This is a genomic window from Citrobacter sp. LST-B2, assembly GCF_057983045.1.
Genome location: NZ_CP192598.1, coordinates 1,759,127 through 1,773,532, shown reverse-complemented (window position 1 = coordinate 1,773,532; position 14,406 = coordinate 1,759,127). Strand labels below are relative to the sequence as shown.

Below are 14,406 nucleotides of genomic sequence, written 5' to 3'. Positions count from 1 at the left end.
ATTTCCGCTGTGGCTTATTTCAAATCTGCATCATCAAAGCTGAACCCGGTATCTGGCATGATCCAGAAACCGGTCAGTTTGTTACTGTGCGCCGAGACCAGTTTTTCCACCACCAGCGGGATCCACGGCGACTCTTTCCAGACGATATCCTGCGCCGCTTTGTACAGCCGCGCTTTCTCTTGCGGATCGGTCGTTTTCAGCGCGTCGGCGAGGTCAGTGTCAACCTGCGGATTGCTGTAGAACGCGGTGTTAAACAGCGTTGGCGGCCAGTTTTGTGAGGCAAACAGCGGCGACAATGCCCAGTCGGCTTCACCGGTCGACGCCGACCAGCCAGTGTAGAACATTCTCACGCCGCTCTCTTTCTGCCCTTTGCCCTCAACTTCCGACGCGCGCTGACCGGCATCCATCGCCGTCACCTGCACTTTAACCCCCACCTGCGCCAGTTGCTGTTGGGTAAACTGCAACACTTTCTGGGCGGTACTGTGATTGTGCGATGACCATAGCGTGGTGCTAAAACCGTTTGGATAACCCGCTTCTTTCAGCAGTTCACGCGCTTTTGCCGGATCGTAAGGCCAGGGCGTGTAGCTTTGCGCATAAGCAATCGACGGCGGCACCACGCCGGTAGCCGGGGTCGCATAGCCAGCAAACGCCACTTTCACCAGCGCCTGACGGTTGATGGCGTAGTTTAACGCCTCGCGGACTTTCGGGTTGTCGAACGGTTTTTGCGTCACGTTCATGCTGATGTAACGCTGCATGATCGACGGACTGGCGACCAGCTGCAGATTTTTGTTTTTCTCTAACAGCGCCGCCTGCTCGTAGGGGATCGGGAAGGCAAACTGTGCTTCCCCGGTTTGCAGCATCGCCGCACGGGTATTGTTATCGGTGACCGGACGCCAGGTGATGCTATCCAGCTTCGGTAATCCCGGCTGCCAGTAATCGGCAAATTTCTTCACCTTCACAAAATCGGTTTGATTCCAGGTGTCCAGCACATACGGACCAGTGCCGACCGGATGAAAGCCAATCTCTTTGCCGTATTTCGCCAGCGCGGCTGGTGAGATCATCGCCGTTGCCGGGTGCGCCAGAATATTAATAAACGCGGAGAACGGCTGCTTCAGAGTGATTTTTACCGTCGCGGGATCGACAGCCTCTGTTTTGGCGATGTTTTTATACAGGTTATAACGCTTAAGGCTATTGGCGGGATCGCTGGCGCGATCGAGGTTTATTTTCACCGCCTCGGCGTTAAAGTCGGTCCCGTCCTGGAATTTCACCCCCTGACGCAGTTTAAGGGTATACACCAGGCCGTCGTCAGAGACGGTGTAACTTTCTGCCAGCACGTTCTTCAGCTTCATCTCTTTATCAAGGCCAAACAGCCCCTGATAAAACGATTTTGCCACCTGCTGCGATAAGGTGTCATTCGCATCATATGGATCGAGCGTGGTGAAGTTGGACCCCACCGCGACCACTACATCTTTCGCGGCAAACGCCGGGGACGCCGCCAGCGCGGTCGTCGCGCCTAATGCCAGCAGCCAATGTCGGGCGAGTAATTTTGTCATCTTTTTTCTCCTGAACCCTGCCTGATTGTTATAAACGCAATAGCGCATTTTCTTGTTGTGGACGCGCGACATAATGTCCGGGCCCGACTAACTGCAATGAAACCGGTGCAGGCGCTTCGCCGCGCCGGTAAATGTTGCTGGGCAGATCGTTCGACAGCAGCACCCGCTGCGGGCGGTGATGTCCGGGGTCGGCAACCGGAACCGCCGCCATGAGCTTGCGGGTATACGGATGCTGAGGATCTTCAAACAGCGCAGCGCGTGGGCCGATCTCAACAATCTGCCCCATATGCATCACCGCCACGCGGTGGCTGATCCGTTCAACGACGGCCATATCATGCGAGATGAACAGCCAGGCGATCCCCAGCTCTCGCTGCAAGTCGAGCAGCAGGTTGATAATTTGCCCGCGAATCGACACATCCAGCGCGGAGACCGACTCATCGGCAATAATCACTTTTGGATTGAGCGCCAGCGCGCGGGCAATACAGATCCGCTGGCGCTGTCCGCCGGAAAACTCATGCGGGTAACGCCACGCATGTTCAGGTTTCAACCCGACACGCTCCAGCAGCCACGCCACCCGATCGGCCGCCGCCTTCCCCTGCAACAACCCGTGGACGCGCAGTGGCTCCATGATCGAATAACCCACGGTTTGTCGCGGGTCGAGTGAGGCGTACGGATCCTGAAAAATAAACTGAATATCGCGACGCAATGGCTGCAATTGACTGTCGGACAACGTATCGATTCGCTGACCGTTGAAAATAATCTCGCCGGACTGCGACTCCACCAGGCGCAGTAGCGCACGTCCGGTGGTGGATTTGCCACAGCCTGACTCACCGACCAGCGACAGCGTCTCGCCAGGCCAGAGATCAAAGCTGACATTTTCCACCGCATGCACTTCGCGGGTCACCCGATTAAGGATACCGCTACGTAACGGGAAACGAGTCACCAGATTGCGTACCTGCAAAATGGGCTCTCCCTCGACCACCGTATTTTGATCGACGGGCCGCTCACGCTTTTCCGGCTCGCTCAAAGAGATCAACGGGAAGCGGCGCGGATAAGGGAGACCTTTCATCGCGCCAAGTTGCGGTACCGCCGCTAATAATGACTGCGTGTAAGGATGCTGTGGCGCGCGGAAGATCTGTTCCACAGTGCCGGTCTCCACCCCTTCGCCCTGATACATCACCAGTACACGATCGGCGACATCCGCGACCACGCCCATATCGTGAGTGATGAAAATCACTCCCATCGACATCTCTCGTTGCAGGACTTTGATCAGTTGCAGGATTTGCGCCTGAATCGTGACGTCCAGCGCGGTTGTCGGTTCATCGGCAATCAGCACCGCCGGGCGACACGAGAGCGCCATCGCAATCATTACCCGCTGGCGCATGCCGCCGGATAGCTGATGGGGATAGCGTGAAAGGATCGCTTTCGCCTCCGGAATGCGAACCTGATCGAGCATCCTCTTCGCCTCCGCCATCGCCTCTTCCCGTCCCGCCCCCTGATGCAGGCGAATGGACTCGGCTATCTGCTCACCCACGGTAAACACCGGATTGAGCGATGTCATCGGCTCCTGAAAGATCATGGCGATATCGGCGCCACGGACCCGCTGAAGCTGCGACGTACTCTGTTCGCCCAGCTCAATCACCTCGCGGTTCCGACGACGCAGCAGCATCTGCTCGCACTGCACCTCACCACCAGACTGTTCAATCAGTCGCATCAGCGACAGCGCGGTGACCGATTTTCCTGAACCGGATTCACCGACAATCGCCAGCGTCTCGCCGCGCCTGAGACGAAACGACAGGTTCCGCACCGCCTCAGTACGCTGCTGGTCCTGTTGAAAGGCTATATTCAGATTGCTGACGGCCAGCACGTCGCTGGCATCAAGCGCATCACTGTGTGGCAACGGTGTCCCCTTTTTCCCGGTAAATCCCGGTCGTTGGTGTATCCCCGGCATAACCCCAGGCGCGATACATGCCTTCGCAATTAAACGGCAAGGCCACATTCCCCTCATGATCGATGGCGATCAGCCCGCCGCTCCCGCCGAGTGCCGGTAACTTCTCCATCACTACCCGCTCGCAGGCCTCCGATAAGCTCAGCCCGCCGTAATCCATCAACGCCGCAATATCGTAAGCCGCCAGCGCGCGGATAAACACTTCGCCGGTACCGGTGCAGGAGACCGCCACACTGGCATTATTGGCATAACAGCCCGCCCCAACAAGCGGACTGTCGCCGACGCGGCCCGGTAATTTGTTGGTCATGCCTCCGGTCGAGGTCGCTGCCGCCAGATTGCCATGCACATCCAGCGCTACCGCGCCCACGGTGCCCATTTTTTTGCCTTCGTCCAGCGGCGCGCCGCTGTGATCCAGCACGGTTTCGCCGCTTGAGCGCGCGACCTGCAGTTGTTGATAACGTTCAGGCGTCGAAAAGAGATCCGCAGACACCAGCGCCATCCCTTCTCCGGTCGCGAATTTTTCAGCGCCTGCGCCAATCATCATGACATGCGGGCTACGCTCCATCACCAGTCTGGCAGCAAGGATCGGGTTACGCAGATGGCTGACGCCCGCCACCGCGCCGGCTTTCAGGGTATTGCCATCCATGATGCAGGCATCCAGTTCATGGGTCTCATCACGGGTATACACCGCGCCGATCCCGGCATTAAACAGCGGACACTCTTCAAGCAGTCGCACGGCTTCAGTGACCACATCCAGCGCGCTTTCTCCCGCTTCCAGCATCTTTTGCCCGACGTCGACAATGTCGGAAAGCGCCTGGATATAGCGTAATTCCTGCTCCTGGCTCATCTGCGCGCGGGTAATCGCCCCTGCACCGCCGTGAATTGCAATGACTGCTTTGCCCATATTTGCCGTCCGTCTTCTACAAATATCAGAATTCTGTAGAGTTATTGATTCGATTTTTGACTATAGAAAGATGCGATTAGCATGTAAAGCATTCACACCCTTCCTAAGTCCGAGGTGGCATACAGTCCCCTCGCATTTTCTGACATAATAGACGGATTCGATTTTGCCCCGCAGGAGTGTTTTCATGGAATTTACCGCCGGACTGATGCCGCTGGAAACGGCGCTTACCGAAATGTTGTCGCGTGTTACCCCGCTCACCGCCGTCGAGACGTTACCGCTGGTGCAGTGCTTTGGCAGAATTCTGGCGACTGACGTGGTTTCGCCGTTGGACGTCCCGGGCTTCGATAATTCGGCGATGGACGGTTACGCGGTACGTCTGGCCGATCTCGCCAACGGACATCCGCTGCCGGTCGCTGGCAAAGCGTTCGCCGGTCAGCCGTTCCAGGGAGAATGGCCTGCGGGCAGCTGTATTCGCATTATGACCGGTGCGCCAGTACCGCCGGGATGTGACGCGGTAGTGATGCAAGAGCAGACTGAACAGACAGACAACGGCGTGCGTTTTACCGCCGACGTTCGCGCCGGGCAAAATATCCGCCGTCGTGGCGAAGACATCGGGCAAAACGCAGTGGTTTTCCCTGCCGGTACACGTCTTACCACAGGCGAACTGCCGGTACTGGCCTCGCTCGGCATTGCCGACATCCAGGTGGTGCGTAAAGTGCGCGTTGCGCTGTTCTCGACGGGAGATGAACTGCAACTGCCCGGTCAACCACTCGGCGAAGGTCAGATTTATGATACTAACCGCCTGACGGTGCACCTGATGCTGCAACAGTTGGGTTGCGACGTAATCAATTTAGGCATCATCCGCGATGATCCGCACGCCCTGCGCACGGCGTTTATCGAAGCCGACAGTCAGGCGGATGTGGTGATTAGCTCCGGCGGCGTATCGGTCGGTGAAGCGGATTACACAAAAACCATTCTTGAAGAGCTGGGCGAAATCGCTTTCTGGAAACTGGCAATCAAGCCGGGCAAACCGTTCGCCTTTGGCAAACTGCGCAACAGCTGGTTCTGCGGTCTGCCGGGCAACCCGGTCTCAGCGGCGCTGACTTTCTACCAGTTGGTTCAGCCGCTGCTGGCGAAACTGAGCGGCAATACGGCCAGCGGATTACCCGCGCGCCAGCGCGTCCGTACCGCTTCGCGACTGAAGAAAACGCCGGGACGTCTCGATTTCCAGCGAGGTATGCTGCAGCGCACCGCTAACGGTGAACTGGAAGTAAGTACCACAGGCCATCAGGGTTCACATATTTTTAGTTCCTTCAGTCAGGGCAACTGCTTCATTGTGCTGGAGCGCGATCGTGGTAACGTCGAAGTGGGTGAATGGGTGGAAGTCGAACCCTTCAACGCGCTGTTCGGAGGCCTGTGATGGCAGAACTCAGCGATCAGGAGATGCTGCGCTACAACCGGCAGATCATTCTGCGCGGCTTTGACTTTGACGGACAGGAAGCGCTGAAGGAAGCCAGAGTACTGGTGGTGGGCCTCGGTGGGCTGGGCTGTGCGTCCTCGCAGTATCTGGCGAGCGCTGGCGTCGGCCACCTGACGCTGCTCGATTTCGACACCGTGTCGCTGTCAAATCTGCAGCGCCAGACGCTGCACAGCGATGCGACCCTCAACCAGCCGAAAGTGGAGTCGGCGCATGCCGCGCTAAGACGAATTAATCCGCACGTCGCGATTACCCCGATTAATGCGCTGCTGGATGAGACCGCCCTTCGGGCACTCATCGCCGAACACGATCTGGTGCTGGACTGCACCGATAACGTCGCGATTCGTAACCAGCTCAATGCGGGTTGTTATGCGGCAAAAGTCCCGCTGATTTCTGGCGCGGCGATCCGCATGGAAGGACAGATCACTGTCTTTACCTACAAAGAAGGTGAGCCCTGCTATCGCTGTCTGAGCCGTCTGTTTGGTGAAAATGCATTGACCTGCGTGGAAGCCGGAGTGATGGCGCCGCTGATTGGGGTGATAGGGTCGTTACAGGCAATGGAGGCGATAAAGCTGCTGGCGCAGTATGGTCAGCCCGCGTCAGGGAAAATCGTCATGTACGATGCCATGACCTGCCAGTTCCGCGAAATGAAGCTGATGCGTAATCCGGGCTGCGAGGTGTGTGGGGAAGCATCATCCTGAGTAGATTCCGGCCTGATAAGGCGTAGCGCCATCAGGCAATGATGGCGCGAATTGCCGGATGACGACGTTGCCTTATCCGACCTACAATTTACAGCGACGTGCGCCCAAAGGCACTCTGCCAGTCGTGTTCAAACTTCGCCACCGCCGCATCAACAGCCGGAGAGCTAATCAGCTGCTGGGCAACGTCCAGCGGTAAGGTGATGGATTCACAACCCGCCAGCAGACAATCCAGCGCCTGACGCGGTGTTTTGAAACTGGCGGCCAGCACTTTGGCATGCGGCGCATGCATCGTCAGTAAATTCTGCAAATCGTTGACGGTCTGAATGCCATCGCCGCCCTGCGCATCGACACGATTCACGTAAGGCGCAACATACTCCGCCCCCGCCAGCGCCGACAGCAGCCCCTGCGCCGCCCCGTACACCGCCGTTCCCAGCGTCGGAATGCCTTCCTCTTTCAGCAGTTTGATCGCCGCCAGACCTTCCGCCGTGACCGGCACTTTCACCACGATATCAGCAATGATCCCACGCAGTTTGCGCGCATCGCTCACCATCCCTTGTGCCGTTGTCGCCATCACCTGAGCGAACAGACGCCCCTGTCCTCCCATCGCTTCATGCAATTGTGGCAATAAGACATCCAGCGGTTTTTTCCCCGCCGCCACAATACTGGGGTTGGTGGTCACGCCCGCCAGCGGGAAAACTCGCGCCAGCGCTTTCACCGCGTCAACATCGGACGTATCCAGATAAAGTTCCATAATCATTCCTCAACGACTCGTTAGCATAAATGAAAGATACCACGGCAAAACCTTTCTGTTAGTTGACGCACGTCAACATAACTTTCATTCGAAAGTTATTTAATCTTTATACGAAACAAATGAGGCCGTTTATGATTTTCAATATTCAGCGCTATTCTACACACGATGGCCCCGGTATCCGCACCGTGGTGTTCCTTAAAGGATGCTCTCTGGGCTGTCGCTGGTGTCAGAATCCGGAAAGCCGGGCGCGCACGCAGGATCTGCTGTTTGATGCACGTTTGTGCCTCGAAGGCTGCGAGCTTTGCGTAAAGGCGGCGCCGGGCGTCATCGAACGCGCGCTGAATGGCCTCCTTATCCATCGCGAAAAACTCACTGACGCGCATCTTACCCGCCTGACCGATTGTTGCCCCACTCAGGCATTGACCGTCTGCGGCGAGGTGAAAAGCGTGGATGAAATAATGACCACCGTTCTGCGCGATAAACCTTTTTATGACCGCAGCGGCGGCGGTATTACGCTTTCGGGCGGCGAACCGTTTATGCAGCCAGAGCTGGCCGCGTCGCTGTTTAAAGCCAGTCACGAAGCGGGCATTCATACCGCAGTTGAAACCTGTCTGCATGTGCCGTGGAAATACATTGAACCTTCATTGCCCTGGATCGATCTGTTCCTTGCAGATTTGAAACACGTTGCCGACGCGCCGTTTAAGCAATGGACGGATGGCAGCGCATCACGCGTGCTGGAAAACCTGAAAAAGCTCGCCGCTGCCGGGAAAAAAATCATCATCCGCGTTCCGCTGGTTCAGGGGTTTAACGCGGATGAAGAGGCCATTAAAGCGATTACCGATTTTGCCGCCGACGAACTGCACGTCAGCGAGATCCACTTTTTGCCCTACCACACGCTGGGCATCAATAAATACCACTTGCTCAACCAACCCTACCACGCGCCGGATAAGCCGCTGGATGCACCCGATCTGCTCGCCTTTGCGCAGCAGTACGCCTGCACGAAAGGTTTGACCGCGACTTTACGAGGATAAACCCATGACCCAACTGAAACTGGATACGCTCAGCGACCGTATCAAAGCGCACAAAACCGCGCTGGTGCATATCGTCAAACCACCGGTCTGTACCGAACGCGCGCAGCATTACACTGAAATGTACCAGCAGCATCTGGACAAGCCGATTCCGGTACGCCGCGCGCTGGCGCTGGCACATCATCTGGCACAACGAACCATCTGGATCAAACACGACGAGCTGATCATCGGTAACCAGGCAAGCGAAGTCCGCGCCGCGCCGATCTTCCCGGAATACACCGTGTCATGGATTGAAAAAGAAATCGACGACCTGGCGGACAGACCAGGGGCTGGTTTTGCGGTCAGTGAAGAGAACAAGCGCGTACTGCATGCCGTGTGCCCGTGGTGGCGCGGTCAGACCGTTCAGGACCGCTGCTACGGCATGTTTACTGATGAGCAAAAAGGGTTGCTGGAAACCGGTATTATCAAAGCTGAAGGCAACATGACCTCCGGTGACGCACACCTGGCGGTGAACTTCCCGCTTCTGCTGGAAAAAGGCATTGACGGCCTGCGGGAAAAAGTCGCAGAGCGCCGTTCTCGTATTAACCTGACTGTTCTCGAGGATCTGCATGGCGAGCAGTTTCTGAAAGCCATTGATATTGTGCTGGTTGCCGTCAGTGACCACATCGCCCGCTTCGCCGAACTGGCACGTAAAATGGCGAGTGAAGAGACGCGTATCAGCCGTCGTAACGAACTCCTGGCGATAGCAGAAAACTGCGATCTGATCGCCCACCAGCCGCCGCAAACTTTCTGGCAGGCGCTGCAACTGTGCTACTTCATCCAGTTGATTCTGCAAATTGAGTCCAATGGTCATTCGGTGTCGTTCGGGCGTATGGACCAGTATCTTTATCCGTACTACCGCCGTGACGTGGAGCTGAACCAGTCGCTGGACCGCGAACACGCCATTGAATTGCTGCACAGCTGCTGGCTTAAGCTGCTGGAAGTGAACAAAATCCGTTCCGGATCGCACTCTAAAGCCTCTGCAGGCAGCCCCCTCTATCAGAACGTCACCATTGGCGGACAAAGCCTGGTTAACGGTCAATCGATGGATGCGGTCAATCCGCTCTCTTACGCGATCCTTGAATCGTGCGGTCGTCTGCGCTCCACTCAGCCTAACCTCAGCGTGCGTTATCACGCCGGGATGAGCAATGACTTCCTCGACGCCTGCGTGCAGGTGATCCGCTGTGGCTTTGGGATGCCAGCATTTAACAACGATGAAATTGTCATCCCGGAATTTATCAAACTCGGAATTGAGCCGCAGGACGCCTACGATTACGCAGCGATCGGCTGTATCGAAACCGCGGTCGGCGGCAAGTGGGGCTACCGCTGCACCGGCATGAGCTTTATCAACTTTGCCCGCGTGATGCTCGCTGCGCTGGAAGGCGGTCGTGACGCCACCAGCGGGAAAGTCTTCCTGCCGCAGGAAAAAGCGCTTTCCGCCGGTAACTTCAACAATTTCGATGAGGTGATGGCCGCATGGGATGCGCAAATCCGCTACTACACGCGTAAATCGATTGAGATTGAGTATGTGGTCGACACCATGCTTGAAGAGAACGTGCACGATATTCTCTGCTCGGCACTGGTGGATGACTGCATCGAACGGGCGAAGAGCATTAAACAAGGTGGGGCGAAGTATGACTGGGTATCCGGCTTGCAGGTGGGTATCGCCAACCTCGGCAACAGCCTGGCCGCGGTGAAAAAACTGGTCTTTGAACAGGGGGCCATCGGTCAGCAACAGCTTGCGGCCGCGCTGGCGGATGATTTTGACGGCCTGACTCATGAGCAGTTGCGTCAGCGTTTAATCAACGGCGCGCCGAAGTATGGCAACGATGATGACACGGTCGACACCCTGCTGGCTCGCGCTTACCAGACCTATATTGATGAACTGAAGCAGTACCATAACCCACGCTACGGACGTGGTCCGGTCGGCGGCAATTATTACGCGGGCACCTCGTCTATCTCGGCAAACGTGCCGTTCGGCGCAGCGACTATGGCCACACCAGATGGGCGTAAAGCCCATACTCCGCTGGCCGAAGGGGCAAGCCCGGCGTCCGGTACTGACCATCTGGGTCCAACGGCGGTGATTGGCTCGGTCGGTAAACTGCCTACCGGTTCGATTCTGGGCGGTGTACTGTTAAACCAGAAGCTGAACCCGGCAACGCTGGAAAATGAATCCGACAAGCAGAAACTGATGATCCTGCTGCGCACCTTCTTTGAAGAGCACAAAGGCTGGCACATTCAGTACAACATCGTGTCGCGCGAAACCTTGCTGGAGGCGAAAAAACATCCTGATCAGTACCGTGATCTGGTGGTCCGTGTAGCCGGTTATTCCGCCTTCTTCACTGCACTTTCACCGGACGCGCAGGACGATATCATCGCCCGTACCGAACATATGCTGTAATTCTCCCCGTAGGCCGGATGGCGACACAAAGCGTCTTATCCGGCCTACTCGTCCCTCTTCACCGCTTTCATTCGAAATAAATTTGTGCTTTAGGTCACATTGTTATTAAAATGTTTCTGGTCGCAGTTTTGAGCCAGGAGCTTTATATGACCGTTAAAGTTATCGTCACCGATATGGACGGTACTTTTCTCAATGACGCCAAAAAGTACGATCACGCACGATTTATGGCGCAGTACCATGAGCTAAAAAAACGCAACATTGAATTCGTCGTCGCCAGCGGCAATCAGTATTACCAGCTCATCTCTTTCTTCCCCGAACTCAAAGACGAGATCTCTTTCGTTGCCGAAAACGGCGCGCTGGTGTTTGAGCATGGCAAACAGCTTTTTCACGGCGAACTCACGCGTCACGAATCTCAGGTTGTGATGGGCGAATTGCTGAAAGATAAACAGCTCAACTTTGTGGCCTGCGGTCTGCAAAGCGCGTACGTCAGTGAAAACGCGCCGGAACCCTTTGTCGCACTGATGTCGAAGCACTACCACCGCCTGAAGCCGGTGAAGGACTACCATGACATCGACGACGTGCTGTTTAAGTTCTCGCTGAATCTGCCAGACCAGCAGATCCCGTTGGTTATCGACCACCTGCACACGGCGCTGGACGGCATTATGAAACCCGTGACCAGCGGTTTCGGCTTTATCGATCTGATCATTCCGGGGCTGCACAAAGCGAATGGTATCAGCCGATTGCTGAAACGGTGGAACCTTTCACCAAAAGAAGTCGTGGCGATTGGCGACAGCGGCAATGATGCAGAAATGCTGAAAATGGCGCACTACGCTTTCGCTATGGCGAATGCCACCGACAGTATCAAAGCAATCGCCCGCTTTCAGACGGATGACAATAACCATGACGGCGCGCTGAACGTGATTCAGGCCTTGCTGGATAACACCGCCCCTTTCAACGTGTGACGGCAATAACCGGAACACCCTGTTCCGGTTTTATTTTCTTCCCCCCTGTTTGCCACCTCAACATTTTAAACTTGCATTAACTTTTTTATAACCTATATTATCACCCGTAAGATAAATCAGTTTCGAATGAAAGTTATGCGAGGTGGTTATGGCTTTTTCCTTCACAAGCGACACATTACCGGTCGACCATAAAGCGGCGATCCGTCAGATGAAGCAGGAACTGCGGGCGCAGCTCGGCGACGTCCAACAGATCTTCAGCCAGATTAGCGATACCATTGCCACCCGCGTGGCGGAAATCAACGCACTTAACACGCAGGGCGCCCCGGTGTGGCCTGAGCTATCGTATGCCGATATCAACGCTGGCACCGTCACGGCGCAGCAGCGCGAACAGATCAAACGTCGCGGCTGTGCGGTCATCAAAGGTCACTTCCCACGTGAGCAGGCGCTGGCCTGGGATCAGTCGATGCTGGACTATCTGGACAGAAACCATTTTGACGAGGTGTACAAAGGCCCCGGCGATAACTTCTTTGGCACCCTCACCGCTTCGCGTCCGGAGATTTATCCGATCTACTGGTCGCAGGCGCAAATGCAGGCCAGACAGAGTGAAGAGATGGCTAACGTGCAGTCGTTCCTCAACCGTCTGTGGACCTTTGAAAACGAGGGCAAGCAGTGGTTTAACCCGGATGTCAGCGTGATCTACCCAGACAGGATCCGTCGCCGTCCACCGGGAACCACGTCAAAAGGGCTGGGCGCGCACACCGATTCCGGCGCGCTGGAACGCTGGCTGCTGCCGGCCTATCAGCGCGTCTTCGCGAATGTGTTTAACGGCAAGCTGGCGGAATACGATCCGTGGCAGGCCGCCCATCGTACGGAAGTGGAAGAGTATACGGTGGACAACACCACCAAATGTTCAGTATTTCGCACCTTCCAGGGCTGGACCGCACTGTCGGATATGTTGCCCGGTCAGGGTTTACTGCATGTCGTCCCCATTCCGGAAGCCATGGCCTATGTGCTTTTACGTCCTTTGCTCGATGATGTTCCGGAAGATGAACTGTGTGGCGTGGCGCCAGGGCGGGTACTGCCGATATCCGAACAATGGCATCCTTTGTTGATTGAGGCGCTTACCAGTATTCCGCCACTGGAAGCAGGCGATTCCGTCTGGTGGCATTGCGATGTGATTCACTCCGTGGCGCCGGTCGACAATCAGCAGGGCTGGGGCAATGTGATGTATATTCCCGCCGCCCCGCTGTGCGAGAAAAATCTGGCCTATGCGCACAGCGTGAAGGCCGCGCTGGAGAAAGGCGCGTCACCGGGCGATTTCCCGCGAGAGGATTACGAAACAGACTGGGAAGGCCGCTTCACGCTGGCGGATTTGAATATCCACGGCAAGCGCGCGCTGGGGATGAGTTAACGGTCATACAGACCTTCCTGTTCAACGGCGGTGCGTCGTTTCCCCTGACGTATCCGCCGGACCGACTCCCGTACCGCAAGCGTACCATTGAGTAACAACGAACTGACTGGCGCCTCCGGGCGCACCAGACGTTGCTGGAGCATATACACCGCCTCTGTCCCCAACTCATCCCGAGGAACATGAACTGCTGTTAAGGGGACATCCTGAATCGACGCCAGATTAAAACCATCGATACTCATCACTGAGATATCCTGAGGGACACGTAATCCCCGTTTTTGCAGCGCGCTGATGACCCCTGCCGCCATAAAATCTCCCCCGACTAAAAAGGCGGTGGGTAAATCTTGCCCTTTTCTCTCGCTGATCCATTCACTGACCAGTTGTTCTGTCTCTCTGGCGCTAAAATTTGTGGCGACCAGCAGATCGCGGTCGTCAGTGAACTTCATGTTATGTGACCGCCACGCATCGCGGATCCCTGCTAAGCGCAGCTCCATTGTGTATCGGCGCAGGCAGAGAACGTTCATCACCTCACGATGCCCCATTTCAAACAGATAGCCCGCCGCTCGTTCACCAATCGCCCGATGATCGGGTGCCACCACGGGAAGACGCATGAGCCGATCGCGACAGTTAATCAACAGGCACGGTTTTCCGACATCAACGGCTAAATCATGAATATGCGGATCGTCGATCCCCAGCAAAATAGCGGCATGCGTATCCGGTTCGTTCATTCGCGCCAGAAACAATTGCGCATCACTGTCATGTTCCTCAAGAGCGCAGTAGCGCAACCGGACTTCGTGCGAAGCCAGTCCTTTATTCACACTCTGGATCACACGGTAATAAAAGATGTCGGACCGCTCATCAAATGCCCGCTGTGGCGCAAAGATCATCAGGCTATTGAGTAGCAGACGTCCTGCCGCCATCCCCTCCATCACACCCAGTTCACGTGCGCATTCCAGCACGAGACGCCGGGCGTTGTCGCTGGTGTTGGACTTACCCGCCAGCACACGCGAAACGGTGCTGATCGAGAGCTGCGTTCGGGCGGCAATTTCCCTGATTTTTAACCTTTTATCCATTTTGTGATCTTGCTCCACTTGCCTCATGAAAAAATTTTCACGACCTGAAATTGAAGCTCTGACTGGCTTCAAATGAATATTGACAGATGACTGCGTGCATTGATGAGAAAGCTTGCACAAATTCTGCTATTGGTCGCCCATTTTCTCCCTTAAGGTGAATT

11 protein-coding genes are annotated in these 14,406 nt (G+C 55.9%); 6 read left to right on the top strand and 5 right to left on the bottom strand.

Features of this window, described 5'->3' with window-relative positions; all coding sequences use genetic code 11:
• Positions 1 to 14: 14 nt before the first annotated feature.
• The 3 genes from gsiB to iaaA are packed head-to-tail and all read right to left on the bottom strand — an operon-like array spanning position 15 to position 4,405.
• Positions 15 to 1,553 (bottom strand): glutathione ABC transporter substrate-binding protein GsiB, encoded by a 1,539-nt coding sequence (gene gsiB / locus ACQ0PY_RS08345; protein WP_044256396.1) that lies wholly within the window; start codon positions 1,551 to 1,553, stop codon positions 15 to 17.
• Positions 1,554 to 1,581: 28 nt separating this feature from the next.
• Positions 1,582 to 3,453: a glutathione ABC transporter ATP-binding protein GsiA gene (gene gsiA / locus ACQ0PY_RS08340; RefSeq protein WP_109740047.1), complete on the bottom strand. Its 1,872-nt coding sequence runs from the start codon at positions 3,451 to 3,453 to the stop codon at positions 1,582 to 1,584.
• Positions 3,440 to 4,405 carry a beta-aspartyl-peptidase gene (gene iaaA / locus ACQ0PY_RS08335; RefSeq protein WP_150547005.1) on the bottom strand — a complete coding sequence of 322 codons (966 nt, stop codon included), beginning with the start codon at positions 4,403 to 4,405 and terminating at the stop codon, positions 3,440 to 3,442. The genes gsiA and iaaA overlap by 14 nt, the downstream gene beginning before the upstream one ends.
• Before the next feature lie 184 nt (positions 4,406 to 4,589).
• Here iaaA and moeA point away from each other — a divergent pair, with 184 nt between their 5' ends.
• Positions 4,590 to 5,825 (top strand): molybdopterin molybdotransferase MoeA, encoded by a 1,236-nt coding sequence (gene moeA / locus ACQ0PY_RS08330; RefSeq protein ID WP_109740788.1) that lies wholly within the window; start codon positions 4,590 to 4,592, stop codon positions 5,823 to 5,825.
• A complete protein-coding gene (gene moeB, locus ACQ0PY_RS08325; RefSeq protein ID WP_054177088.1) occupies positions 5,825 to 6,583 on the top strand; it encodes a molybdopterin-synthase adenylyltransferase MoeB in 759 nt (252 codons plus the stop codon). The genes moeA and moeB overlap by 1 nt, the downstream gene beginning before the upstream one ends.
• 88 nt (positions 6,584 to 6,671) lie before the next feature.
• On the opposite strand, the gene fsa is transcribed toward moeB, so the two are convergent.
• Positions 6,672 to 7,334 (bottom strand): fructose-6-phosphate aldolase, encoded by a 663-nt coding sequence (gene fsa / locus ACQ0PY_RS08320; RefSeq protein ID WP_043001258.1) that lies wholly within the window; start codon positions 7,332 to 7,334, stop codon positions 6,672 to 6,674.
• A gap of 131 nt (positions 7,335 to 7,465) precedes the next feature.
• On the opposite strand from fsa, the gene ACQ0PY_RS08315 reads away from it, so the two are divergent.
• From ACQ0PY_RS08315 to ACQ0PY_RS08300, 4 genes are all read left to right on the top strand, one after another.
• Entirely contained in the window at positions 7,466 to 8,365 is a 900-nt protein-coding gene (locus ACQ0PY_RS08315; protein WP_044264234.1) for a glycyl-radical enzyme activating protein, read from the top strand.
• Positions 8,366 to 8,369: 4 nt separating this feature from the next.
• Positions 8,370 to 10,802, top strand: a complete 2,433-nt coding sequence (locus tag ACQ0PY_RS08310) for a glycyl radical protein (RefSeq protein ID WP_109740044.1) — start codon at positions 8,370 to 8,372, stop codon at positions 10,800 to 10,802.
• Between the two features lie 146 nt (positions 10,803 to 10,948).
• Positions 10,949 to 11,764, top strand: a complete 816-nt coding sequence (locus ACQ0PY_RS08305; RefSeq protein ID WP_109740043.1) for a Cof-type HAD-IIB family hydrolase — start codon at positions 10,949 to 10,951, stop codon at positions 11,762 to 11,764.
• Between the two features lie 148 nt (positions 11,765 to 11,912).
• A complete protein-coding gene (locus tag ACQ0PY_RS08300) occupies positions 11,913 to 13,175 on the top strand; it encodes a DUF1479 domain-containing protein (RefSeq protein WP_109740042.1) in 1,263 nt (420 codons plus the stop codon).
• On the opposite strand, the gene ACQ0PY_RS08295 is transcribed toward ACQ0PY_RS08300, so the two are convergent.
• Entirely contained in the window at positions 13,172 to 14,245 is a 1,074-nt protein-coding gene (locus ACQ0PY_RS08295; RefSeq protein WP_043001263.1) for a LacI family DNA-binding transcriptional regulator, read from the bottom strand. The genes ACQ0PY_RS08300 and ACQ0PY_RS08295 overlap by 4 nt on opposite strands.
• Positions 14,246 to 14,406: the final 161 nt, after the last annotated feature.